At 67.5% G+C, this 23,648-nt stretch carries 21 protein-coding genes; 15 read left to right on the forward strand and 6 right to left on the reverse strand.

Annotation, left to right across the window (positions count from 1 at the left end; genetic code table 11):
- The 3 genes from DFS13_RS10400 (at position 1) to DFS13_RS10410 (ending at position 2,704) form a co-directional block, all read left to right on the forward strand.
- On the forward strand, positions 1–1,362 hold the full coding sequence (locus DFS13_RS10400) for an ATP-binding protein (RefSeq protein WP_006488007.1): 1,362 nt from the start codon (positions 1–3) through the stop codon (positions 1,360–1,362).
- 189 nt (positions 1,363–1,551) lie between these two features.
- Complete coding sequence (locus DFS13_RS10405; RefSeq protein ID WP_006478563.1) at positions 1,552–2,100, forward strand: peroxiredoxin; 549 nt, start codon at positions 1,552–1,554, stop codon at positions 2,098–2,100.
- A 76-nt stretch (positions 2,101–2,176) separates the two neighbouring features.
- Positions 2,177–2,704 (forward strand): carboxymuconolactone decarboxylase family protein, encoded by a 528-nt coding sequence (locus DFS13_RS10410; RefSeq protein ID WP_111441701.1) that lies wholly within the window; start codon positions 2,177–2,179, stop codon positions 2,702–2,704.
- 125 nt (positions 2,705–2,829) lie between these two features.
- Here DFS13_RS10410 and ispF read toward each other — a convergent pair whose 3' ends face one another.
- The gene (gene ispF / locus DFS13_RS10415) at positions 2,830–3,315 is read right to left on the reverse strand and encodes a 2-C-methyl-D-erythritol 2,4-cyclodiphosphate synthase (RefSeq protein ID WP_006488015.1); all 486 of its coding nucleotides are present in this window, start codon (positions 3,313–3,315) and stop codon (positions 2,830–2,832) included.
- Positions 3,316–3,343: 28 nt separating this feature from the next.
- Positions 3,344–4,054 (reverse strand): 2-C-methyl-D-erythritol 4-phosphate cytidylyltransferase, encoded by a 711-nt coding sequence (gene ispD, locus DFS13_RS10420; RefSeq protein WP_034201609.1) that lies wholly within the window; start codon positions 4,052–4,054, stop codon positions 3,344–3,346.
- A 107-nt stretch (positions 4,055–4,161) separates the two neighbouring features.
- Between ispD and mfd the strand changes: the two genes are divergently transcribed.
- The 4 genes from mfd (at position 4,162) to DFS13_RS10440 (ending at position 10,616) form a co-directional block, all read left to right on the forward strand.
- Positions 4,162–7,632, forward strand: a complete 3,471-nt coding sequence (mfd, locus tag DFS13_RS10425; RefSeq protein WP_034201608.1) for a transcription-repair coupling factor — start codon at positions 4,162–4,164, stop codon at positions 7,630–7,632.
- A gap of 104 nt (positions 7,633–7,736) precedes the next feature.
- Positions 7,737–8,957 (forward strand): acetylornithine deacetylase, encoded by a 1,221-nt coding sequence (argE, locus tag DFS13_RS10430; protein WP_111441702.1) that lies wholly within the window; start codon positions 7,737–7,739, stop codon positions 8,955–8,957.
- 60 nt (positions 8,958–9,017) lie between these two features.
- Positions 9,018–10,037: a threonine/serine dehydratase gene (locus DFS13_RS10435; protein ID WP_006488009.1), complete on the forward strand. Its 1,020-nt coding sequence runs from the start codon at positions 9,018–9,020 to the stop codon at positions 10,035–10,037.
- 144 nt (positions 10,038–10,181) lie between these two features.
- Positions 10,182–10,616 carry a DUF3574 domain-containing protein gene (locus tag DFS13_RS10440; RefSeq protein ID WP_060268532.1) on the forward strand — a complete coding sequence of 145 codons (435 nt, stop codon included), beginning with the start codon at positions 10,182–10,184 and terminating at the stop codon, positions 10,614–10,616.
- Positions 10,617–10,700: 84 nt separating this feature from the next.
- Here the strand turns inward: DFS13_RS10440 and DFS13_RS10445 are convergent, their stop codons facing one another.
- Positions 10,701–13,223 (reverse strand): penicillin-binding protein 1A, encoded by a 2,523-nt coding sequence (locus tag DFS13_RS10445; protein ID WP_006488026.1) that lies wholly within the window; start codon positions 13,221–13,223, stop codon positions 10,701–10,703.
- 443 nt (positions 13,224–13,666) lie between these two features.
- Between DFS13_RS10445 and DFS13_RS10450 the strand changes: the two genes are divergently transcribed.
- From DFS13_RS10450 to DFS13_RS10465, 4 genes are all read left to right on the forward strand, one after another.
- Positions 13,667–14,347 carry a PspA/IM30 family protein gene (locus DFS13_RS10450; RefSeq protein WP_006487987.1) on the forward strand — a complete coding sequence of 227 codons (681 nt, stop codon included), beginning with the start codon at positions 13,667–13,669 and terminating at the stop codon, positions 14,345–14,347.
- Positions 14,348–14,437: 90 nt separating this feature from the next.
- Entirely contained in the window at positions 14,438–15,616 is a 1,179-nt protein-coding gene (locus DFS13_RS10455) for a M48 family metallopeptidase (RefSeq protein ID WP_006495595.1), read from the forward strand.
- 238 nt (positions 15,617–15,854) lie between these two features.
- Entirely contained in the window at positions 15,855–16,286 is a 432-nt protein-coding gene (gene mscL, locus DFS13_RS10460; RefSeq protein WP_006487991.1) for a large conductance mechanosensitive channel protein MscL, read from the forward strand.
- Between the two features lie 333 nt (positions 16,287–16,619).
- Positions 16,620–17,066, forward strand: a complete 447-nt coding sequence (locus DFS13_RS10465; protein WP_006488003.1) for a hypothetical protein — start codon at positions 16,620–16,622, stop codon at positions 17,064–17,066.
- 66 nt (positions 17,067–17,132) lie between these two features.
- On the opposite strand, the gene DFS13_RS10470 is transcribed toward DFS13_RS10465, so the two are convergent.
- On the reverse strand, positions 17,133–18,026 hold the full coding sequence (locus tag DFS13_RS10470) for an NAD(P)-dependent oxidoreductase (RefSeq protein ID WP_006493213.1): 894 nt from the start codon (positions 18,024–18,026) through the stop codon (positions 17,133–17,135).
- A 134-nt stretch (positions 18,027–18,160) separates the two neighbouring features.
- Here DFS13_RS10470 and DFS13_RS10475 point away from each other — a divergent pair, with 134 nt between their 5' ends.
- Both DFS13_RS10475 and DFS13_RS10480 read left to right on the forward strand, forming a co-directional pair.
- Positions 18,161–18,370: a dodecin gene (locus DFS13_RS10475; protein WP_006493215.1), complete on the forward strand. Its 210-nt coding sequence runs from the start codon at positions 18,161–18,163 to the stop codon at positions 18,368–18,370.
- Between the two features lie 221 nt (positions 18,371–18,591).
- Positions 18,592–19,521 carry a LysR substrate-binding domain-containing protein gene (locus DFS13_RS10480; protein WP_006490213.1) on the forward strand — a complete coding sequence of 310 codons (930 nt, stop codon included), beginning with the start codon at positions 18,592–18,594 and terminating at the stop codon, positions 19,519–19,521.
- Between the two features lie 95 nt (positions 19,522–19,616).
- Here DFS13_RS10480 and DFS13_RS10485 read toward each other — a convergent pair whose 3' ends face one another.
- Positions 19,617–21,029, reverse strand: a complete 1,413-nt coding sequence (locus tag DFS13_RS10485; protein WP_006490193.1) for an 8-oxoguanine deaminase — start codon at positions 21,027–21,029, stop codon at positions 19,617–19,619.
- A gap of 507 nt (positions 21,030–21,536) precedes the next feature.
- On the opposite strand from DFS13_RS10485, the gene uraH reads away from it, so the two are divergent.
- Complete coding sequence (gene uraH / locus DFS13_RS10495; RefSeq protein ID WP_006490200.1) at positions 21,537–21,890, forward strand: hydroxyisourate hydrolase; 354 nt, start codon at positions 21,537–21,539, stop codon at positions 21,888–21,890.
- Between the two features lie 51 nt (positions 21,891–21,941).
- A complete protein-coding gene (locus DFS13_RS10500; RefSeq protein ID WP_006490217.1) occupies positions 21,942–23,135 on the forward strand; it encodes a urate hydroxylase PuuD in 1,194 nt (397 codons plus the stop codon).
- Positions 23,136–23,236: 101 nt separating this feature from the next.
- On the opposite strand, the gene DFS13_RS10505 is transcribed toward DFS13_RS10500, so the two are convergent.
- Positions 23,237–23,647 (reverse strand): ACT domain-containing protein, encoded by a 411-nt coding sequence (locus tag DFS13_RS10505; RefSeq protein WP_006495592.1) that lies wholly within the window; start codon positions 23,645–23,647, stop codon positions 23,237–23,239.
- Position 23,648: the final 1 nt, after the last annotated feature.

Genomic DNA, 23,648 nt, shown 5'->3' on the forward strand with positions numbered 1-23,648 from the left:
ATGCGTATCGACCGGCGCCTTCTGCAGCTCGCGTTCGGCGGGCTGTTCTGGCGCACCTTCCTGCTGATCGCGCTGCTGATCTCGGTCAGTCTCGCCGCGTGGTTCCAGAGCTTTCGCGTGATCGAGCGCGAGCCGCGTGCGCAGCGCGTCGCGCTCCAGCTCGTCGCGGTCGTGAAGCTCACGCGCACCGCCCTGCTCTATTCCGATCCCGATTTGCGGCGCGCGCTGCTGCAGGATCTCGAGAGCAACGAGGGCGTGCGCGTGTACCCGCGCGAGAAAACCGACAAATTCAAGCTGCAGCCCGACGAATCGCTGAACCGCCTGATCGAACACGACATCCGCAGCCGCCTCGGCGACGATACCGTGATCGCGCAGTCGGTCAACGACATTCCCGGCGTGTGGATCAGCTTCAAGATCGACGACGACGATTACTGGGTCGCGCTCGACCGCGATCAGCTCGACAACGTCACGGGCCTGCAGTGGGCCGGCTGGGGGCTGTTCGCGCTCGCGCTGTCGCTGTTCGGCTCCGCGTTCATCACGAGTCTCGTGAACCGGCCGTTCTCGCGGCTCGCGCTCGCCGCGCGCCAGGTCGGTTCGGGCCAGGCGCCCGAGCCGCTGCCCGAGCGCGGGATGGGCGTCGCGGCCGAGACCAACCGCAGCTTCAACCAGATGGTGCGCGACCTCGAACAGCTCGAAGCCGATCGCGCGCTGATGCTCGCGGGCATTTCGCACGACCTGCGCACGCCGCTCGCGCGGTTGCGGCTCGAAACCGAGATGAGCCCGTCCGACCAGGCGACCAAGGACGCGATGGTCGACGACATCGAACAGATGGACCGCATCATCGCGGCCTTCATCGACTACGCGCGCCCGTCGCAGCGCAAGCCGGAACCCGTCGACCTGTCGTCGATCGCGCACGAAGTCGCCGCGCGCGTGTCGGGCGAGGACGGCGTCGAGATCCGCACGCGGCTCGCGCCGAGCGCGATCATCGAAGCCGACGAGACCGACATGCGCCGCGTGATCGGCAACCTCGTCGAGAACGCGCGCAAGTACGGCCAGAGCAAGCAGGACGGCATCTCGCGCATCACGCTCGAGACGCGCGTGTCGCATGCGCGCGTCGAGCTGTCGGTGAGCGACGAAGGCCCCGGCATCCCCGAGGATCAACTGCCGCTCGTGATGCGGCCGTTCTACCGCGTCGACACCGCGCGCACCAAGGCCGACGGCACGGGCCTCGGGATGGCGATCGTGCTGCGGCTCGTCGGCCGCTACCGCGGCGCGCTGCGCCTGCGCAATCGCCAGCCGGAAGCCGGCCTCGAAGTCACGCTCGAATTCCCCGGCGCCGGCAAGGCGCGTGCGACCGCGTGACACGCGCACGCACGCATCTTGCGCGTCACACTATCGCGGCGGTTGACAAAAGCTATGAGGGTGGTTAGTTAAAATCTATTGAAGCGTCTTGCTAATAGTGTTATAGTTTTGCCCATGCTGTCACATCATCGTTGCAGCACCGAGGTAGCTTGACTCAGTCTTCTTCCCAACTCACACAGGAGTATCCGCATGAAAACCGTGGGCGATAAACTCGAAGCTTTCACCGTCGTAGCCGCGAAGCCGGGCTTCAACAATCACGAGGAAAACGGCCAGTCGGCGTTCGAGACCGTCACCGAAGCGTCGTTCCCGGGCAAGTGGAAGATCATCTACTTCTATCCGAAGGATTTCACGTTCGTGTGCCCGACGGAAATCGTCGAATTCGCGAAGCTCACGAAGCAGTTCGAAGAGCGCGACGCCGTCCTGCTCGGCGGCAGCTCGGACAACGAATTCGTCAAGCTCGCATGGCGCCGTGAGCACAAGGACCTGGACAAGCTGAACCACTACTCGTTCGGCGACGTCAAGGGCGAACTGATCGACCAGCTCGGCGTGCGCGACAAGGAAGCCGGCGTGGCCCTGCGTGCAACGTTCATCGTCGATCCGGACAACACGATCCAGCACGTTTCGGTGAACAACCTGAACGTCGGCCGCAGCCCGGAAGAAGTCCTGCGCATTCTGGACGGCCTGCAAACGGACGAACTCTGCCCGTGCAACCGCGCAGTCGGCGGCGCAACGCTGTAAGCGCAGCAATGCACGAAGCCCGCGGCGCGCGTTCTGCCTGCGGGCTTTTTTAACGGCCAACCCATAGGAGATATCAATGGAATTCATCGACTCGATTAAGGCACATATCCCCGACTACGCGAAGGACATTCGCCTCAACCTCGACGGCACGATCTCGCGCTCGTCGCTCGAAGGCACGGACGCGGTCGGCGTGGCGCTGGCGGCGGCCATCGCGGCGAAGAGCACGGTGCTCGTCAAGACGATTCGCGAAGCCGGCGTCCTGTCGCCCGAAGAGACGAACGCCGTGCTGACGGCGGCCGCGCTGATGGGGATGAACAACACCTGGTATCCGTATGTCGAGATGGCCGACGACGCCGACCTGAAGACGCAGCGCGCCGAATTGCGGATGGGCGCGTACGCGACGCACGGCGGTGTCGACAAGCGCAAGTTCGAGATGTACGCGCTGGCCGCATCGATCGTCGGCAAGTGCCACTTCTGCGTGAAGTCGCACTATGCGCTGCTGAAGAACGAGCAAGGGATGACCGTCACGCAACTGCGCGACGTGGGCCGCATCGCGTCGGTGATCAACGCCGCCGCGCAGGTGATCGCCGCCGAAGGCGAATGAGCGAGCCGGCCGCGCGGCCATGAGCCGCGCGCCGGCTGCAAACGAAAATGCCACGCATTCGCGTGGCATTTTTCATTCCGGCTGCGCGGCGCGCCGCACGAACCGCACGCCGCAACGGCCGGACGTCAGCCGCCCTGCTTCACCAGCAGCGCGGCCGCCTGCGCCTCGATCCCCTCGCCGCGGCCGAGATAGCCGAGCTTCTCGTTGGTCTTCGCCTTCACGTTCACGCGCTCGAGCGGCAACCCGAGATCCGCCGCGATGTTCGCGCGCATCCCGTCGATATGCGGCGCGAGCTTCGGCGCCTGCGCGATCACGGTGCTGTCGACGTTCTGGATCGTGAACCCGGCCGCCTTCACGCGCTCCGCGCACGCGCGCAGCAGCACGCGGCTGTCCGCACCCTTGAACGCCGCGTCCGTGTCGGAGAAATGGCGGCCGATGTCGCCGAGCGCCGCCGCGCCGAACAGCGCGTCGGTGATCGCGTGCAGCAGCACGTCCGCGTCCGAGTGGCCGAGCAGGCCGCGCTCGTACGGAATCGTCACGCCGCCGATGATGAGAGGGCGCCCTTCGACGAGCTGGTGCACGTCGTAGCCTTGTCCGATTCTGAAATCCATGCGTGTTCCGATTGAGATGGGGTGAAAGTCAGGAAGCGTTCGCGGGACGCGCGAGGATCGCCTCCGCGAGCGCGAAATCTTCCGGGTACGTGACCTTGAAGTTGCGCAGGCTGCCCTGCACGACGCGCGGCGTATGGCCGGCCCATTCGATCGCGCTCGCTTCGTCGGTCAGGTCGTGCCCTTCGCGCTGCGCGCGCAGGATCGCCTCGCGCAACATGCCGATGCGGAACATCTGCGGCGTCTGCGCCTGCCACAGCGCGTCGCGCGATTCCGTGCGCGCGATCGCGTCGCCGCCGGCCGGCACGCGCTTGAGCGTGTCGGCCACCGGCAGCGCGACGATGCCGCCGACCGGGTCGTCCTTCAGCGTCGCGACGAGCGTGCGAATCAACTCCGGCGTGATGCCCGGGCGCGCGGCGTCGTGCACCAGCACCCAGTCGTGGTCGGTCGCGCCGAATTCGGCCAGCTCCAGCAACCCGTTCAGCACCGACGCCTGCCGCGAGCCGCCGCCGCAGCGGCGCACCGCGAAACGCAGGCCAGCGAAACGGCGGGCGTCGAAATGGGAATCGTCGGGCGCGAGCACGACGAGCGTCTGCGCGAATTCGCTGCACGCGTCGAACGCGGCGAGCGTGTAGTGCAGCAGCGCGCGGCCGGCCAGCGTCCGGTATTGCTTCGGCACGGCCGAACCGGAACGGCTGCCCGTGCCGGCGCAGGGAATCAGGGCGAAAAGTCGGGGAGTCACGAAAGGAAACGCCGGAAAGGTGAAATCGAGAAGCGGATTTTATAATAGGTCTTTCGTCTCGACCGGCGCACCGCGCTGCGCCCGTGCACGCCACCCCTGTCGTCCCTATGCCAGATAACGCTTCCACCCCGTCCGCTTCACCCGTTGCCCGCGTCAAGCCCGGCCAGCGTTTCGCCTTCGACGGCGCGCACGGCTCCGCCGACGCGCTCGCCATCGCCCGTTATCTCGCCGACAACCGCCAGGACGTGCCGCTCCTCGCGGTGATCTGCGCGAACGCGGTCGATGCACAGCGGCTGTCGCAGGAAATCCGCTACTTTTCGCCCGATGCGCGCGTGCGCCTGCTGCCCGACTGGGAAACGCTGCCGTACGACACCTTCTCGCCGCACCAGGACCTGGTGTCCGAGCGGCTCGCGACGCTGCACGACCTCGGCGAGGGCCGCTGCGACATCCTGCTCGTGCCCGCGACCACCGCGCTGTACCGGATGCCGCCCGCGTCGTTCATGGCCGCGTACACGTTCGCGTTCGCGCAGGGCGAGCGGCTCGACGAGGCGAAGCTGAAGGCGCAACTCACGCTGGCCGGCTACGAGCACGTGAGCCAGGTCGTGCGGCCCGGCGAATACTGCGTGCGCGGCTCGCTGATCGACCTGTACCCGATGGGTTCGCCGCTGCCGTACCGGATCGACCTGTTCGACGACCAGGTCGATTCGATCCGCGCGTTCGATCCCGATACGCAGCGCAGCCTCTACCCGGTGCGCGACGTGCGGCTGCTGCCCGGCCGCGAGTTTCCGTTCGACGAAGCCGCGCGCACGGCGTTTCGCAGCCGCTGGCGCGAAACCTTCGAAGGCGACCCGAGCCGCGCGCCGATCTACAAGGACATCGGCAACGGCGTGCCGTCGGCCGGCATCGAGTATTACCTGCCGCTGTTCTTCGACGAGACGGCCACGCTGTTCCACTACCTGCCGCAGGACGCGCACCTCGTGTTCACCGGCGACCTCGAGGCGTCGATCCGCCGCTTCACGGCCGACACGAAGCAGCGTCACGCGTTCCTCGCGCACGATCGCGAGCGGCCGATCCTCGAGCCGCAGCGCCTGTTCCTGTCCGACGAGGATTTCTTCGCGTTCGCGAAGCCGTTCGCGCGCGTCGTGCTGCCCGCGCAGCCGGCCGGCGGCTGGGCGACCGCCCTGCCCGAGCTCACCGTCGACCGCCATGCGGACGATCCGCTCGCGTCGCTGCGCACGTTCGTCGAATCGTCGGGCAAGCGTGTGCTGCTGACGGTCGAATCGGCCGGCCGCCGCGAGACGATCCTGCAACTGCTGGCCGAACACCACCTGCGCCCCGCGTCGAACGACGACTTCGCGAGCTGGCTTGCAAGCGACGAACGCTTCGCGCTCGGCGTCGCGCCGCTCGCGAACGGCTTCGCGGTGCCGGGCGAAGGCTATGCGGTCGTCACCGAGACCGAGCTGTACGGCGCGCTCGGCCGCCGCGCGGGCCGTCGTCGGCAGGAGCAGGCAAGCAACGTCGACGCGATGGTGCGCGACCTGTCCGAGCTGAAGGTCGGCGACCCGGTCGTCCACGCGCAGCACGGCATCGGCCGCTACATGGGCCTCGTGTCGATGGATCTCGGCGAAGGCGAAACCGAATTCCTGCATCTCGAATACTCGGGCGACAGCAAGCTCTACGTGCCGGTCGCGCAACTGCACGTGATCTCGCGCTACAGCGGCGCCGATCCCGACAGCGCGCCGCTGCACGCGCTCGGCTCCGGCCAGTGGGAGCGCGCGAAGCGCAAGGCCGCCCAGCAGATCCGCGATACGGCCGCCGAACTGCTGAACCTGTACGCGCGCCGCGCGGCCCGCGAAGGCCACGCGTTCTCGCTCGACCCGCGCGACTACGTGAAATTCGCGGAAAGCTTCGGCTTCGAGGAAACGCCCGACCAGGCCGCGGCGATCGCGGCCGTGATCGGCGACATGACGAGCGGCAAGCCGATGGACCGCCTCGTGTGCGGCGACGTCGGCTTCGGCAAGACCGAGGTCGCGCTGCGCGCGGCGTTCATCGCGGTGCTGGGCGGCAAGCAGGTCGCGCTGCTGTCGCCGACCACGCTGCTCGCCGAGCAGCACACGCAGACCTTCGCCGACCGCTTCGCGGACTGGCCGGTGCGCATCGTCGAGCTGTCGCGCTTCAAGACCGCGAAGGAAGTGAACGCGGCGATCGCGCAGATCAACGAAGGCAGCGTCGACATCGTGATCGGCACGCACAAGCTGCTGTCGTCGGACGTGCAGTTCAAGCGTCTCGGCCTCGTGATCATCGACGAGGAACACCGCTTCGGCGTGCGCCAGAAGGAAGCGCTGAAGGCGCTGCGCGCGGAAGTCGACGTGCTGACGCTCACCGCGACGCCGATCCCGCGTACGCTCGGGATGGCGCTCGAAGGGCTGCGCGATTTCTCGGTGATCGCGACCGCACCGCAGAAGCGGCTCGCGATCAAGACCTTCGTGCGCCGCGAGGAGGAAAGCGTGATCCGCGAGGCGATGCTGCGCGAGCTCAAGCGCGGCGGCCAGGTGTACTTCCTGCACAACGAAGTCGAGACGATCGAGAACCGCAAGGCGATGCTCGAGGCGCTCGTGCCCGAGGCGCGCATCGTGATCGCGCACGGCCAGATGCACGAGCGCGAGCTCGAACGCGTGATGCGCGATTTCGTCGCGCAGCGCGCGAACGTGCTGCTGTGCACGACCATCATCGAGACCGGCATCGACGTGCCGAGCGCGAACACGATCATCATGCACCGCGCGGACAAGTTCGGCCTCGCGCAGCTTCACCAGTTGCGCGGCCGCGTCGGCCGCTCGCACCACCAGGCCTACGCGTACCTGCTGGTCCACGATCCGCAGTCGCTGACCAAGCAGGCGCAGCGCCGCCTGGAAGCGATCCAGCAGATGGAGGAACTCGGCTCGGGCTTCTATCTCGCGATGCACGACCTCGAGATCCGCGGCACCGGCGAAGTGCTCGGCGACAAGCAGTCGGGCGAAATCCACGAGATCGGCTTCCAGCTCTATACGGACATGCTGAACGACGCGGTGAAGGCGCTGAAGAACGGCAAGGAGCCCGACCTCACCGCCCCGCTCGCCGCGACGACCGAAATCAACCTGCATGCGCCCGCGATCCTGCCGGCCGACTACTGCGCGGACGTGCAGGAGCGGCTGTCGCTGTACAAGCGGCTCGCGAACTGCGAGCACGGCGACGCGATCGACGGCATCCAGGAAGAGCTGATCGACCGCTTCGGCAAGCTGCCGCCGCAGGCGCACGCGCTCGTCGAGACGCACCGGCTGCGGATCGCCGCGAAGCCGCTCGGCATCGTGAAGATCGATGCGAGCGAGGTCGCGATCGGGCTGCAGTTCGAGCCGAATCCGCCGATCGATCCGATGCGGATCATCGAGATGGTGCAGAAGCATCGCCACATCAAGCTCGCGGGCCAGGACAAGCTGCGCATCGAGACGCGCTCGCCCGATCTCGCGATCCGCGTGTCGACGATCAAGGAAACGCTGCGCGCGCTCGGCCCGAAACAGGGGGCGGCCGTCGCGGCCCGCTGATGCAATCCTGACGGGCGCGACGTTGCTGCACCGCATCGCGCCCGACGAAGGCGGGCGCGCGCGTTTTTGAGTATGATTTCCCATTCATCAGACGGAGTTTTGCCATGTCCACTCTCGACGCGCCGGCGCCGTCCGCCGCAACCGAAGGCGACGCATCGCTCGTCAGCCTGCCCTGGGTCAAGCAACTCGTGTCGATGGACACGACGAGCCGCGTGCCGAACCTCGGCCTGATCGAAACGGTGCGCGACGCGCTCGCCGCGAAGGGCATCGTGTCGACGATCACGCACGATCCGCGCGACGGCTGGGCGAACCTGTTCGCCACCGTGCCCGCGCACGACGGCTCGACGAACGGCGGCATCGTGCTGTCGGGCCACACCGACGTCGTGCCGGTCGACGGCCAGCAGTGGGACAGCAACCCGTTCGCGCCGGAAATCCGCGACGGCCGCCTGTACGGCCGCGGCACCTGCGACATGAAGGGCTTCATCGGCGCGGCGCTCGCGCTGCTGCCCGAGATGCAGGCGACGAAGCTCGCGAAGCCGATCCATTTCGCGCTGTCCTACGACGAGGAAATCGGCTGCGCGGGCGCGCCGTTGATGATCGCCGATCTCGTGAAGCGCGGCGTGCAACCGTCGGGCTGCATCGTCGGCGAACCGACCAGCATGCGGCCGATTATCGCGCACAAGGGCATCAACGCGTACCGCTGCTGCGTGCGCGGCCACGCCGCGCATTCGTCGCTGACGCCGAAGGGGCTCAACGCGATCGAGTATGCGGCGCGCCTCATCTGCCACATCCGCGACATCGCCGAGCGTTTTCGCGCCGAAGGCCCGTTCGACGACCTGTACGACGTGCCGTTCACCACCGCGCAGACGAGCACGATCCAGGGCGGCAACGCGATCAACACGGTGCCGGCCGAGTGCCGCTTCGACTTCGAATTCCGCAACCTGCCGACCCTCGATCCCGAGCAGATCTTCACGCGCATCGAAGCGTATGCGCAGGAAACGCTGCTGCCGCAGATGCTGCGCGAGCATCCGAACGCCGCGATCGAATTCTCGAAGATCGCCGCGGCGCCCGGCCTCGATGCGACCGAGCAAGCCGCGATCACGCAGCTCGTACGCGCGCTGACGGCCGACCAGGACAAGCGCAAGGTCGCGTACGGCACCGAGGCCGGCCTGTTCGCCCGCGCGGGCATCCCGAGCGTCGTGTGCGGGCCCGGCAACATCGAGCAGGCGCACAAGCCGAACGAATATGTCGAGCTCGCGCAGCTCGCCGGCTGCGAGCAGTTCCTGCGCAAGTTCATCCGCAGCATGTCGGTCGACGCGCACTGACTGCCTCCCGCCACGCCGGCCCGCGTGTGCGGGTCGGCCCACTCCGCCACCCGCCACGTCATGTCGACTGAACAACAGGGCACTGCCCATACGACGATCGACGGCGAGCCGATTCCGACGCTCGACGAAATCGCCGCGCAGCATTTCGCGTTGTCGCCGTGGGTCGCGCGCACGCCCGTGTTCGAGCGCGCCGACCTGCCCTCCCTCGAAGGCACGCACGTCAATTTCAAGTTCGAGCTGCTGCAGGCGAGCGGCAGCTTCAAGGCGCGCGGCGCGTTCACGCACCTGCTCGCGCTCGACGAAGCCCGCAAGAACGCCGGCGTCACCTGCGTGTCGGCCGGCAATCATGCGGCGGCCGTCGCGTATGCGGCGATGCGGCTCGGCAGCAGCGCGAAGGTCGTGATGTTCCATACCGCGAGCCCGACGCGCATCGCGCAATGCAAGCAGTACCGCGCGGAAGTCGTGCTGGCGGGCAGCGCATCGCAGGCATTCGACCTCGTGCGGCGCATCGAGGCCGAGGAAGGCCGCTTCTTCATTCATCCATTCAACGGCTATCACACGATCCTCGGCACCGCGACGCTCGGCTACGAATGGGCGACGCAGACGCCGGACCTCGACGCGGTGATCGTGCCGATCGGCGGCGGCGGGCTCGCGGCCGGCATGGCGACCGCGCTGCGGCTCGCGAATCCGCGCGTGCACGTGTACGGCGTCGAGCCGGACGGCGCCGACGCGATGAGCCGCAGCTTCGCGGCCAATCACACGATCAAGATGAGCGCGATGCAGACGATCGCCGATTCGCTGATGGCGCCGCATACCGAGGAATACAGCTACCAGCTGTGCCGGCGCCACCTCGACCGCATCGTCACCGTCTCCGACGATGCGCTGCGCGCCGCGATGCTGTTCCTGTTCTCGCACCTGAAACTGTCGGTCGAGCCGGCCTGCGCGGCCGCGCTCGCCGCGCTGCTCGGCCCGCTGCGCGAAACGCTGCAGGGCAAGCGCGTCGGCGTGCTGCTGTCGGGCACGAATACCGACCCCGCCACGCTCGGCATGCATCTCGCGCACGCGAAACTGCAGCACTGATCCCGACTCGGCGCGTGCAAACCAACCTAGGGTTATCCCCAGATTATGTTGACAGCCCTGTTGATAACCCGCCGGACCCGCACGCAAGTGGTTGAGCGCGCAGCGTTTTGCGCGCGCGAAGGTCGATCGTCACGAAATGGGCAGATGCGGCGGCTGGCCGCATGCACGGCGGTGCTCGCGCTGCTCGCCGGTTGCGCGGCGCCAGCCTCGTCCACCGCCGGCGCGCAATCCGCGTCCTGCACGCAACCGGGTGAAAGCCGCATGCTGCAGGCCGACCTGCTGTTCGGGCGCGACGTCGCCGGGCGCGGCCCCGTCACCGATGCCGAACGCGCGGCCTTCCTCGCCGACACGGTCACGCCGCGCTTCCCCGACGGCCTCACCTACTGGGACACGCACGGCCAATGGCGCGACCGCTCGACCGACAGGATCACGCACGAAGACAGCTTCGTGATCCGCATCATCGCCGACGATACGCCCGACACGCGCGCACGGCTCGCCGCGATCCGGCAGGCATACGTCCAGCGGTTCCATCAGCAATCGGTCGGCATCGCCATCGTGCCGGCCTGCGCGTCGTTCTGATTCACCGCGTTCCACTGCCGGCCGCGCACGACAAAACGGGCGCCCGAAGGCGCCCGTCGGCATGTCTGAAGCACGGCGTACCGCTTACCTGTTCTCGAACATGTCCATGATCTGCTGCTTCTCCTGCGGCGTGACGGGCGGCGGCGCCAGCCCGGCCGCGCCGGCCGAACCCAGTGCGTCGTTCGCGCTGATCGCGTTCTCCGCCGGGTTGATGTCGACGTTCGCGACGAAGCCGTTGCCCGGCGTGCGATCGGCGTAGTACAGCTCCCCGTCGATCGTGGTCAGGCCGTCCGGCATCGGCATCTGCTGCTCGGGCACGCCGTTCAGCGCGGTGCGCATGTAGTTCACCCAGATCGGCAACGCGAGCTGCGCACCGAATTCGCGGCTACCGAGGCTCTTCGGCTGGTCGAAGCCCATCCACGCGACCGCGACGAGCGACTGCTGGTAGCCGGCGAACCAGCCGTCCTTCGCATCGTTCGTGGTACCCGTCTTGCCCTGCAGGTCGTTGCGGCCCAGCGCGTTGGTGCCCGCGCCCGTGCCGGCCGTCGCGACCGAATGCAGCAGGCTGTTCATCACGTACGCGTTGCGGCCTTCGATCGTGCGCGGCGCCGTGCCGCCCGCGACCACCGGCTGCGACTTCTGCAGCGGCTGGCCGCGTGCGTCGTCGACTTCGGCGATCAGGTACGGGTCGACCTTGTACCCGCCGTTCGCGAACACCGCGTAGCCGGTCGCGAGCTGCAGCGGCGTCACGAGGCCCGCGCCGAGCGCCATCGGCAGGTACGGCGGCGTCTTCGCCGGATCGAAGCCGAAGCGCTGTGTCACGTACTGCTGCGCATACTGCGTGCCGATCGACGCGAGGATCCGGATCGACACGAGGTTCTTCGAACGCTGCAGGCCGGTGCGCATCGTCATCGGGCCGTCCGGCTGGTCGTCGTCCTTCGGCTCCCATGCGGTGCCACCCGGCACGCTCGGCGGGAAGTACAGCGGCGCGTCGTTGATCATCGTCGCCGGCCCGAGCCCCTTGTCGAGCGACGCCGAATAGATGAACGGCTTGAACGACGAGCCCGGCTGCCGCCACGCCTGCGTCACGTGGTTGAACTTGCTCTTGTTGAAGTCGAAGCCGCCGACGAGCGAGCGGATCGCACCGTCCTGCGGCGCAATCGCGACGAGCGCGCCTTCGACCTGCGGCAGCTGCACGACCTGCCAGCCCGTCTTGCCGTCCTTCAGCACGCGCACGACCGAGCCCGGCTTGATGCGCAGCGTGTTGTTCGCACGGGCGCCCAGCGCGGCCGCGACGAAACGCAGCCCGGCCGGGCCGATCGTCGTGGTCGCCCCGCCGACGAACTGCACCTCGACCGCGTTCGGCGACGCCGACAGCACGACCGCCGACTGCAGGTCGCCGTTGTCCGGGTGATCGGCGAGCGCATCGTCGATCGCCTCGTCGCGTTCGTCGCCGGCCGCGGGCAGGTTGATCGATGCCTCGGGGCCGCGATAGCCGTGGCGGCGCTCGTAGTCGAGAATGCCGCGACGCACGGCCTGGTACGCGGCTTCCTGGTCGGCCGAGTTGATCGTCGTCGTGACGGTCAGCCCGCGCGTATAGGTTTCGTCCTTGTACTGCTGGTACATCATCTGCCGCACCATCTCGGCGACGTACTCGCCGTGCACCGCGTACTGGTTGCCCGGCGTGCGCACGTGGATCTCTTCCTTGATCGCTTCGTCGTACTGCGGCTGCGTGATGTAGCCGATGTCGAGCATGCGCTTCAGGATGTATTCCTGACGCACCTTCGCGCGCTTCGGATTGACGACCGGGTTATACGCGGACGGCGCCTTCGGCAGCCCCGCGAGCATCGCCGCTTCCGCGAGCGTGATGTCCTTCAGGTCCTTGCCGAAGTACACGCGCGCCGCGGCCGCGAAACCGTACGATCGCTGACCGAGATAGATCTGGTTCATGTACAGCTCGAGGATCTGGTCCTTCGTCAGGGCCTTCTCGATCTTGTACGCGAGCAGCATTTCGTAGATCTTGCGCGTGTAGGTCTTCTCGCTCGACAGGAAGAAGTTGCGCGCGACCTGCATCGTGATCGTGCTCGCGCCCTGGCGCGCGCCGCCGTGCATCAGGTCGGCCACGCCCGCGCGCAGGATGCCGACGAAATCGACGCCGCCGTGCTCGTAGAAGCGGTAGTCCTCGATCGCGAGCACGGCCTTCTTCATCACGTCGGGAATATCCTGGAAGCGCACGAGGCTGCGGCGCTCCTCGCCGAACTCGCCGATCAGCACGTGGTCGGCGGTGAACACGCGCAGCGGCACCTTCGGCTGGTAGTTCGTCAGCGCGTCGAGCGACGGCAGTTGCGGCGCCATCACGACCAGCGCGTAGCCGACGATCAGCGCGCCGACCACCGCCAGGGTCGCGAACAAGCCGACGAACCACAGCGCGACGCGCGAGCCGAACGTACGGCGGCGCCCTCCGCCACCGCCGCTGCGCTGCTGCGCGCGGCGGCCGTCGTCGCGATCGTCGTCATCGGGGTAATAGGCTCCGGACGGCGAACGGCGCAGCGTGTAGTGGGGCTCGTTCCTGTCGGAAGAAGAAGGCGGTCGTTTGATAATTGGCATGTCGGAATGGCGGGCGTACGTGGCGCCCTCGGACGCATGCGGAAATGCAAGCGGATGAATCAGAGTGGGTGCATCGAGATGCGGCTGTCACGTCGACAGACCCCGCCGCGCGGCGATCCGTTCCCGCGACGTGACAGCGCATTTTAATGAAATCGCCCGGGGGCCTTCGCGATTTTTTGTAAAAATTCCCGCAATGCCGTGATTTGCGGAACGTATTGTCGGCATCCTCGGCCTATGATGGACACGCGATACGGCGCGCGCGGGCATTTTTCTTTCAGTCGCGAAAGGTTTGGCGTCCTGATGCGTGCGCCGCTTGAACTCGCGCGTTTAAGGCGTATTTAAGTGAACCGGTGGTGTAATATCCGCCGGCTCACGCGGGCCGGAACCGGCTCGCGACGGGCATTGCCGCGGTCACGCGGCGCCTTTCAACCACGGAGGATTTCATGTCGCTTTTCGACTCTATTTCGCGCACGATCAAAGGCCTGCTGAACGATGCGGCCGATTCGGTACAGGATCCGTCGCGCGACGCACGGCAGATCGTGCGGGAGCTCGACGACAGCATCGGCCGTGCCGAGAATTCGCTGATCGAGATCGAGGCACAGGTCGCGACCCAGCGCAGCAAGCGCGATGCGGCCGACGACAAGGTCAGGAAGTACGAGGACGGCGCGAAGCGCGCGCTGCAGGGCGGCGACGAAGCGCTCGCGCGCGAGGCGCTCGCGGCGCAGTCGAACGCGGAAGCCGAGCGCGATGCGCTCGCGGCCGAACTGACGACGCTCGAGCCGTCGGTCGACAAGCTGAAGGGGCAGATCGCCGACATGCGCCAGCGCCGCAACGACCTGAATGCGCGCTCGAACATCCTGCAGGCCAAGCAGGAAATCGCGCAGGCGAAGGACGTGGCCGCCAGCGCGCTGGGCGGCATCGGCGGCAAGAACCTGTCCGAGGACTTCCAGAAGCTCGAGGACAAGGTCGCGTTGCAGAACGCGCGCTCGGACGCGCGCCTCAACTCGGCCGACACGTCGAGCGGCAAGGCGCTCGACGACAAGCTCGCCGCGCTGAACAAGGGCCCGTCGGTGGAAGATCGCCTCGCCGCGCTGAAGAAGCAGCTCGATACGCCCGCGCAGTAACCGCCATCGCGGGCCACCGCGCCGCGCCCCGGCCCGGGCGCGCGGCGCGAACCGATCGTCAGGAGACGGGCGCCTGCGCCCGGTTCGACCATGAAGAAATCTCTCGCCGCACTCGGCCTCTCGCTGATGTTGCTGTCGTCCGCCGCGTTCGCGGTACCGTCGCTGCAGCAGGTCGAGCAGTCGATCGCGCAGCGTGACTGGCAACGCGCCGACACGCAGCTGTCGCAAGTCATCGACGCCCATCCGAACAACGCGCACGCGCGCTACCTGTATGCGCAGGTGCTGGACCGCGAAGGCCGCGCGTCCGATGCGCTCGTGCAACTGCAGCGCGCGAAATCGCTCGATCCGCAACTGCGCTTCACCGACGCGTCGCGTTTCGCGCAAACGGAGTCGCGCATTCGCGCCGACGCCGCGCGCGTGAGCGGCAACACGCCGTCGGCCACGCAGGCCGGCACGCTGCAGCCGGGGCTCGCCCCCGCCGTCGCGCCGGCCGAAAAACACGGCCCGTCGACCGGCATGTGGATCGGCCTCGGGCTGATCGTCGCCGTGATCGCGCTGGTGCTGCGCTGGACGCTGCGGCGCGCGCGCACGGCCGACAACGGCCGCGCCGACGACGAACGCCGCACGCAGCTCAAGCGCGCGACCGACGTGCTGAACGACATCCGGCCGCTCAAGCTCGATGCGAAGCTGTCGACGGCGCCGGGCGCCGCGGCGCTGACCGGCGAACTCGAAGCGATCGAGAACGACGCGCGTACGCTCGTCGAAACGCTGTCGAACGGCAAGAATCCGGTGCCGCCGTATCGCGTCGACGAACTCGAACAGCGTCACGCCAGCGTGAAGGCGCGCGTCGAGGGCCGCCCCGACCCGGCCGCGCAGCCCGCGGCGCCGACGAACGGCAGCGGCTCCGTGTACGCGCAGGAAGCCGATCGCGTGACGGGCGCCCAGGGCCAGCCCTATCAGCAGCAGCCCTACCCGCCGCAACAACCCTATCCGCAACAGCAGCCGCCCGTCGTGATCCAGCAAGGCGGCGGTTTCGGCGGCGGGATGGGCGGACTGCTGACCGGCGTGCTGCTCGGCCAGGCGATGTCCGGCGGCCGCGATCGCGTGGTCGAACACGACGTGATCGTCGACGGCGAGCGCCGCCGGCAGGAAGCCGACCCGGGCTTCGACCTCGGCCGCGGCGACGATTCGAACTGGAGCGACGGCAACGGCGGTGGCGGGATGGACCTCGGCAGCAACGACGACGGCTGGACCGACGACAACACCTGAGCCCCTGCCCACCGGGCGTCGACGTGCATGTCGACGCCCTGACACGCACGCCACGCCCCGTTGCATGACCGGCCGCGCCGACGCGCGGATTTGTCAATCATTTCAAGATGGACTACCGGCAATGGGGCACGTTCGCTATCATGCGGCCATCGGCGTGCCACCGACCCTGATTCGACGCAAAGCAATCCTGCGCGTCGCGGCACGCCTCCTCTCGCCCCCAACCAGGAGAAAGCCGCTCATGAGCATCATCAAGGAATTCAAGGAGTTCGCCGTCAAGGGCAACGTGATGGATCTCGCCGTCGGCGTGATCATCGGCGGCGCGTTCTCGAAAATCGTCGACTCGGTCGTGAAGGACCTCATCATGCCGGTCATCGGTGTGCTGACCGGCGGTCTGGATTTCTCGAACAAGTTCGTTCTGCTCGGCACCATCCCCCCGACGTTCAAGGGTAATCCCGACTCGTTCAAGGACCTGCAGGCCGCGGGCGTCGCCGCATTCGGCTACGGCTCGTTCATCACCGTGGCGATCAATTTCGTTATCCTCGCGTTCATCATTTTCCTGATGGTGAAATTCATCAACAAGCTGCGCAAGCCGGAAGAAGCCGCGCCGGCCGCGACGCCGGAAGACACCGTGCTGCTGCGCGAGATCCGCGATTCGCTCAAGCAGCGCTGATCGCCACGCACTCCGCCCGCCAGGCCCGCCTCGTGCGGGCCTTTTTATTGCGTACACGATGCACCGCCGCATGCGGCCCATCTCATTTTTTTGTGACGAGCGAATGCACGCGCGGGAAAAGCAGGTCTATGATGGAGACTAAACGACAGTACGGGCGCCAAGACGCTGGCTGTGTCGATCATGGCGAGCAGGTCGACGGGAGACATTGATCGTCGTACTGCACGAATGCAGCATTTTCGTGTGCTATAAAGGATCGACATGCGGCGTACATAGCCGGGAGTGGGTCGCATGAAAGTGCCGCATTTCTTGCAATTGTTTTTGAGGCGAGTGTTTATGTCCTTCCCGAAAAAACGTCGGCGTGCGCCGCAGGATGGCCAGGAGTCGTTCCTCGCGGTCCTGCGTCACTCGAAACCGTTTGCCCAGCTCGACACCAAGATTGCCCGCGCCCGCGCGCAGGACGAACCCGTCCTCTATGCGCATGTGCTGCCCGGCCTCGACGTGCTCCTGTGCAGCGTGCGCGGCGCACAGCCGCCTTATCCGGCCATCGCCGAATTGCGCAAGCGCTGCATCGAATCGATCGCCAACGCGCTCGAGCAGCCGCTCGACGGCCTCGAGAACGGCGGATACTGGTACGAAGCAAACGGCTTCGGCTTCCTCGTCTTCGCGAGCCGCGCCCGTGCGCGCATCCTGCCCGAGTTTGGTGCAGGCACGAAAGCGAGCCTGCGCGGCGGCCTCGGCCGCCAGAACGCGGGCGACACGACACCCCGCTCGCTCGGCTGATCCGCCAGTCATTCGATGGGCCGCCTTTGGGCGGCCCATCTGCCATTCACACGCTCCGCTTGCCCGTCACGACACCTGTTGACGGCCGTTGTTCGGCCGCACGATGTCGATGAACGCGGCGAAATCGGCGCCGGCGAGCCCCTGTGCCGCGCCGAGCCTCAGCACCTGCTGCACGGTGGCCGACACGGGCATCACCGCGCCCGTGTCGCGCGCGGCGTCGGCGATGGCATCGACATCCTTCTGGAACGTCGCGAGCGCGCCGATCGACGGATGCCCGCCCGACGTCATGCGCGGCACGAACGTCTGCAGCAGCACCGAATCGGCCCAGCCGCCGGCCAGTGCCTCGGCCAGACGCGCGGCGTCGATGCCGCTCGCCTGCGCGAGGCCGACCGCCTCGGCGATCGCGGTGACCGTCGCGGTCACGATCGCCTGATTGCACAGCTTCGCCGTCTGGCCCGCGCCCGCGTCGCCCATGTGCGTGATGCGCGACGCGTACGTATCGATCAGCGGGCGCACCGCGTCGAGATCGGCCGCGCGGCCGCCGGCCATCACCGCGAGCGTGCCGGCCTGCGCGCCCGGCACGCCGCCGGACACCGGCGCATCGACCCAGCCGACCCCGAGCGCGGCCGCGCGCGCCGCGTAGTCGCGCGTGGCGGCAGGCGGAATGCTCGAATGATCGACGATGCGCTGCAGGCGACGCGCATTCGCGCCACCGGAAAGCAGCCCGTGCTCGCCGAACACGACGTCGCCGACCGCACGACCGTCGAGCACGCACACGAATACCGTATCGACGCGCTCGGCCAGCTCGCGCGGCGTGCCGACTACCTGCGCGCCGTCCTTCACGAGCGCCTCGGCCTTCTCGCGCGAGCGATTCCACACGCTGACGCGATGCCCGGCCGCCAGCAAATGCCGAATCATCGGCGCGCCCATCAATCCCGGTCCGCAAAATCCGACTTCCACGATGTTCCTCGTCTCCGATATGGGTTGCACTTGCCGCCCATCATACCTATCACTCAAGAAGCCGGGCACGCACGGCGCCGTTGCGGGCGCGCGCCTTGCACCGGCCCATCATGCGAACGTCCCAGGGAGGCATCATGAGCGACCACGTGTACAAGATGATCGAACTGACCGGCTCGTCGCGGCAATCGAGCGACGACGCGATTCGCAACGCGATCTCGAAAGCCGGCAAGACGCTGCACAACCTGCACTGGTTCCAGGTGACCGAAACGCGCGGTCACATCGAAGGCGACCAGGTCGTGCACTGGCAGGTCACGCTGAAGGTCGGCATGCGCATCGACGACTGACGCGCGCACCGCCGCACCCGCCGCGCCGCGATCCGGATCCGCGCAAGGCGGAGCCGTGCGGCGCCGCGCGCCCCGCATTGCATCCCGTTCGGGCCCCTTGTCGCGGCCCGGCCGCCGCGTGCCTGCGGGTATCCATCTCTTGACGCTGATTTCCGTTCATATTAAAAACGATATACCCCACCTGCCCCTCGATCAGCCCAGCCATATAAACCGGAGATAACATGAGTCAGCAACGCGAGGCGATCGACACGTACCTCTTGCGCGTCTTGCATACCTTGTTGATGGAGCGCAGCGTCACGCGCGCGGCCGTCAAACTGAACCAGTCGCAACCGGCGATCAGCGCCGCGCTGCGGCGCCTGCGCGACATCACCGGCGACCCGCTGCTGGTGCGCGGCAAATCCGGCATGGTGCCGACCGAATACGGGCTGCGCCTGCTCGAGCCCGTGCAGAACGCGCTGCGTGAAATCGAGCGCATCAAGTTCCAGCAGCACAACTTCGATCCGGCCACGTCGATCCGCTGTTACCGGATCGGCTGCCCCGACTACCTGAACGTGCTGTTCGTCCCGACCGTCGTCGAACGCTTCCGCCAGGCCGCGCCGAATGCGACGCTCGAGTTCCATTCGCTCGGCCCCGCGTTCGACTACGAGCTCGCGCTGGAAGACGGCAAGCTCGACATCGTCGTTGGCAACTGGCCCGAGCCGCCCGAGCAACTGCACCTGTCGAACCTGTTCGTCGACGAAATCGTCTGCCTGATGAGCAATACGCACCCGTTCGCGAAGCGCGGCGGGCTCACGCTCGACCAGTACCTGAACGCACCGCACCTCGCGCCGACGCCGTACTCGGTCGGCCAGCGCGGCGCGATCGACGTGCATCTCGCGCGCGAGCGGCTCAAGCGCCACGTGGTCGTCACGCTGCCGTACTTCAACCTCGCGCCGTACGTGCTCGTGAAGTCGGACCTGATCTTCACGACCACGCGGCTGTTCGCCGATCACTACGCGAAGTTCCTGCCGCTGTCCGTCGTGCCGGCGCCGCTCGACTTCCCGCCGATGCAGTACTACCAGCTGTGGCACGAACGCTGCCATTACTCCGACGAAGTGCGCTGGCTGCGCAGCCTCGTCGCCGAAGCCACCCGCACGCTGATCGAGCCGTAACGGCCTGCACGCGCCCGCGCTTTCACGGCGCGGAGCGACGATGGCCGGGGGCGGCGCGCCCGGCCTGGCCGCCGCCGCGCGGCTTCAGCGCGGCTTCAGCGCGATGCCTCGACGAGTGCGTGCGCGAGTGCATTGTGACGCTCGATCACGGGCGGCAGATCGAGCGTCGCCAGCCGCCCTTCCCGCACCACCACCTTCCCGTTCACCACCGTGTACGCCGTCTGCGACGGCGCGCAGAACACGAGCGCCGCGACCGGATCGTGCAACGCGCCCGCGAACAGCGGCTGCCGCAGGTCGAACGCGGCGAAATCCGCGGCCATGCCGGGTTTCAGCGCGCCGATGTCGTCGCGGTTCAGCACCTTCGCGCCGCCGAGCGTCGCGATCTCGAGCGCTTCGCGCGCGGTCATCGCGTCGGGCCCGAAGCCGACCCGCTGCAGCAGCAGCGCCTGGCGCACTTCCGCCACCATCTGCGCGCCGTCGTTCGACGCGGAACCGTCGACGCCAAGCCCGACCGGCACGCCCGCGAGCCGCATCTTCTTCACCGGCGCGATGCCGGACGCGAGCCGCATGTTCGAACACGGACAGTGCGCGACGCCCGTGCCGGTACGCGCGAACAGGCCGATGCCCGCATCGTCGAGCTGCACGCAGTGCGCATGCCACACGTCGTGGCCGACCCAGCCGAGATCTTCCGCATATTCGGCAGGCGTCATCCCGAACTTCTCGCGGCTGTACGCGATGTCGTTGACGTTCTCCGCGAGGTGCGTGTGCAGCGACACGCCGTATTCGCGCGCCAGCACGGCCGCGTCGCGCATCAGCTCGCGGCTCACCGAGAACGGCGAGCACGGCGCGACCACCACGCGCAGCATCGCGTAGCGGCCTTCGTCGTGATAGGTCTCGATCAGGCGCTGCGCGTCGCGCAGGATGTCGGGTTCGCGCTCGACGACCGAATCGGGCGGCAGCCCGCCGTCGCGCTGGCCGACGCTCATCGCGCCGCGGCTCGCGTGAAAGCGCATGCCGATCCGCTGCGCGGCGCCGATGCTGTCGTCGAGCCGGCTGCCGTTCGGGTAGATGTACAGATGGTCGCTCGACGTCGTGCAGCCCGACTGCAGCAGCTCGGCCATCGCGGTGAGCGTCGACACCTCGATCATCTCGGGCGTCAGGTGCGCCCAGATCCGGTACAGGTTCGTGAGCCAGCCGAACAGCTCGGCGTTCTGCGCGGCCGGCACCGCGCGCGTGAGGCTCTGGTACATGTGGTGGTGCGTGTTCACGAGCCCCGGGATCACGAGGTGGCCGCGCAGGTCGAGCACTTCGTCGGCCGTGTCCGGCAGCTCGGCGCTCGGGCCGACCGCGACGATCCGGTTGTCTTCGATGTAGAGCCCTGCGTCGCGCAGCTCGCGACGCGTGTCGTCCATGGTCACGAGCACGTCGGCGTGCTTGACCAGCAGGGTCGTCGGGCGGGATGAGGAGGGGTTCGGCGCGCGTGCGCCAGCGTGCTGCTCGAGATTCATGCGTTCTCCGCGTCGGTCTGCCTCCAGGGGCTGTCCTGGAGGCGGTCACACAGCCGTTCGAACGCTGAATCGCGGCACGCCCCGGTGCCTGCGTCCGTTCGAACGCCCTGGCCCGGTTACCCGGCGTGCTCGCCGTCTTCGGGGTACGCGCGGGCCACGGGCCGACGCGCACGGCGGGAGGATCGCCCAAGCGCGCGCCGCGCACAATGCGCGATCCGGAATACCGCCCTTCAGGGATTCGGTATGGTACGCCGCCCGCCGCCCTGCCGGGCGCCCGCAACCGCCGCTCGAAGCCCTATCCGGCGGGCCGTCGACAGCCGCTCATGCGCGGCGCATTATCTTTGATATCGCGCCCGTATTTGCGTGGGGAACCTTTTTACAATGCCTGCACGGCGCTCGCTTCACTCTCGCCGACGGGTATGTAGCCACGTGACGTGGAGCCTCGATCCGCCGCACAGTCATGGATCGAGCCGCCGCCGAACCTCGCATTCACACAAGGAACAACGAATGGGAAAGCTCACTACCCACGTACTCGATACGGCGCACGGCCGTCCCGGCGCCGCCATCAAGGTGGACCTCTACGCGCTGGACGGCGAATCGCGCCGCGCGATCAAGACCGTGCTGACCAATAGCGACGGCCGCTGCGACGAACCCCTGCTCGAAGGCGCGGCGCTCGCCGCCGGCGAATACGAACTCGTATTCCATGCCGGCGACTACTTCGCGGCGCTCGGCGTGAAGGTGCCCGAACCCCGCTTCGTCGACCGCGTCGTGCTCCGCTTCGGCATCGCCGACACCGCATCGCACTACCACGTGCCGCTGCTCGTGTCGCCGTGGTCGTACAGCACCTATCGCGGCAGCTGACATACGCATCAGCGCCCGCATCAAGACAAAATCTGAGTCTGGAGGAGTTTCATGGAAGGCTTCATCACCGACTGGCTGAACCTCGCGCTGCGATGGCTGCACGTCATCGTCGCGATTGCGTGGATCGGCGAGTCGTTCTATTTCGTCGCGCTCGACAACAGCCTGAAACCGCCGACCGACCCGAACCAGCGCAAGCGCGGCGTGTTCGGCGAGCTGTGGCACGTCCACGGCGGCGGCTTCTACAACATGCAGAAGTACACGGTCGCCCCGCCGGAAATGCCGGATGACCTGCACTGGTCGAAGTGGCCGTCGTACACGACGTGGCTGTCGGGCTTCACGCTGTTCTTCGTGCTGTACCTGCTCGCCCCGAACACGTACCTGATCGACAAGAACGTGCTCGACATGGGCCCGGTCGTCGCCGTCGCGTCCGCGCTCGGCTTCCTCGCCGCCGGCTGGATCGTCTACGACTCGCTGTGCCGCATCCTCGGCACCAACGACCGCGTGCTGGGCATCTGCGTCGGCCTGTACGTCGTCGTCGCGGCGTACCTCGCGTGCCACATCTTCTCGGGCCGTGCCGCCTACCTGATCGTCGGCGCGATGCTCGCGACGATCATGTCGGCGAACGTGTTCTTCGTGATCATCCCCGGTCAGCGCAAGATGGTCGACAAGATGCTCAAGGGCGAAGAGCCGAACCCGATCTACGGCAAGCGCGGCAAGCAGCGTTCGGTGCACAACACGTACTTCACGCTGCCGGTCGTGTTCGCGATGCTGTCGAACCACTATGCGATGACGTACACGAACAAGTTCAACTGGGTCGTGCTCGTGCTGATCATGCTGGCCGGCGCGCTGATTCGCCAGTTCTTCGTGATGCGTCACCGCGGCAAGCAGCTGTGGTACCTGCCGATCGGCGGCGTCGCGCTGCTGTCGGGCGCGCTGGTGTGGACGATGCCGAAGCCGGTCGCCCCGGAAGCGCAAGCGGCCAACGCACCGAAGATCGTGATCAACGACATCATGCCGATCCTGCAGCAGCGCTGCGTCGAGTGCCACTCGGCCAAGCCGACGCTGATGGGCAGCGCGCCCGCGGGCGTGATGTTCGATACGCCGGACGAAGTGTCGAAGAACGCGCAGCGCATCTACGACCAGGCCGTGCGCCTGAAGGCGATGCCGATCGGCAACGTCACGCACATGACCGACGACGAGCGGACCAAGCTCGCCGCCTGGTTCGAGGGCGGCGCGGTCAAGTAAGCCGCCCGGCGCCGGCACGGTCATGCGCCGGCGCCATCCTCTCCGTTCGCGGGCCCGGTCACGGGCCCGTTTTTTTGCCCGCTCAGAATGCCCTGCGCGCGTCAGCCGCGCATCGCGTCGCGCTGCAGTGCGACGAGTGCATCGCGGGCGCGCGGGCCGTCGTCGAACGGCACGAAGATGTGATCGTGGTACGCGGCGGCCATCACGTTGCAACTGATGCCTGCCGCACCGAGCGCGCGTGCGAATGCGGCCGTGAGGCCGACGGCCGCGAGGTCGGAATGCACGGTGAGCGTGATCCAGGCGGCGCGGAACAGCACCGGCCAGCCGCGCCGGGCGGCCGTCTGCTCGTCGACCACGACCGTCAGCCCTTCCGCTTCGCGGAACGTCGCGATCACGTCGGATACCGATACGTCGGCGTCGTGCGGCAGCGCGATGAACGCGAACGCGCCCGGATGCAGTTCGGGCCGCATCGTGCGCAGCAGGACCGCGAGGTCGTTTTCAGGCTGGCTCATC

The organism is Burkholderia sp. 28_3, assembly GCF_003253915.1.
GTDB classification, from domain to species: domain Bacteria; phylum Pseudomonadota; class Gammaproteobacteria; order Burkholderiales; family Burkholderiaceae; genus Burkholderia; species Burkholderia cenocepacia.

Coding starts and splice junctions, on each gene's coding strand:
- DFS13_RS10400 (WP_006488007.1), top strand. CDS start 1: ATGCGTATCGACCGGCGCCTTCTGCAGCTCGCGTTCGGCGGGCTGTTC.
- DFS13_RS10405 (WP_006478563.1), top strand. CDS start 1,552: ATGAAAACCGTGGGCGATAAACTCGAAGCTTTCACCGTCGTAGCCGCG.
- DFS13_RS10410 (WP_111441701.1), top strand. CDS start 2,177: ATGGAATTCATCGACTCGATTAAGGCACATATCCCCGACTACGCGAAG.
- ispF (WP_006488015.1), bottom strand. CDS start 3,315: ATGGATTTCAGAATCGGACAAGGCTACGACGTGCACCAGCTCGTCGAA.
- mfd (WP_034201608.1), top strand. CDS start 4,162: ATGCCAGATAACGCTTCCACCCCGTCCGCTTCACCCGTTGCCCGCGTC.
- argE (WP_111441702.1), top strand. CDS start 7,737: ATGTCCACTCTCGACGCGCCGGCGCCGTCCGCCGCAACCGAAGGCGAC.
- DFS13_RS10435 (WP_006488009.1), top strand. CDS start 9,018: ATGTCGACTGAACAACAGGGCACTGCCCATACGACGATCGACGGCGAG.
- DFS13_RS10440 (WP_060268532.1), top strand. CDS start 10,182: ATGCGGCGGCTGGCCGCATGCACGGCGGTGCTCGCGCTGCTCGCCGGT.
- DFS13_RS10445 (WP_006488026.1), bottom strand. CDS start 13,223: ATGCCAATTATCAAACGACCGCCTTCTTCTTCCGACAGGAACGAGCCC.
- DFS13_RS10450 (WP_006487987.1), top strand. CDS start 13,667: ATGTCGCTTTTCGACTCTATTTCGCGCACGATCAAAGGCCTGCTGAAC.
- DFS13_RS10455 (WP_006495595.1), top strand. CDS start 14,438: ATGAAGAAATCTCTCGCCGCACTCGGCCTCTCGCTGATGTTGCTGTCG.
- mscL (WP_006487991.1), top strand. CDS start 15,855: ATGAGCATCATCAAGGAATTCAAGGAGTTCGCCGTCAAGGGCAACGTG.
- DFS13_RS10465 (WP_006488003.1), top strand. CDS start 16,620: ATGTCCTTCCCGAAAAAACGTCGGCGTGCGCCGCAGGATGGCCAGGAG.
- DFS13_RS10475 (WP_006493215.1), top strand. CDS start 18,161: ATGAGCGACCACGTGTACAAGATGATCGAACTGACCGGCTCGTCGCGG.
- DFS13_RS10480 (WP_006490213.1), top strand. CDS start 18,592: ATGAGTCAGCAACGCGAGGCGATCGACACGTACCTCTTGCGCGTCTTG.
- DFS13_RS10485 (WP_006490193.1), bottom strand. CDS start 21,029: ATGAATCTCGAGCAGCACGCTGGCGCACGCGCGCCGAACCCCTCCTCA.
- uraH (WP_006490200.1), top strand. CDS start 21,537: ATGGGAAAGCTCACTACCCACGTACTCGATACGGCGCACGGCCGTCCC.
- DFS13_RS10500 (WP_006490217.1), top strand. CDS start 21,942: ATGGAAGGCTTCATCACCGACTGGCTGAACCTCGCGCTGCGATGGCTG.
- DFS13_RS10505 (WP_006495592.1), bottom strand. CDS start 23,647: ATGAGCCAGCCTGAAAACGACCTCGCGGTCCTGCTGCGCACGATGCGG.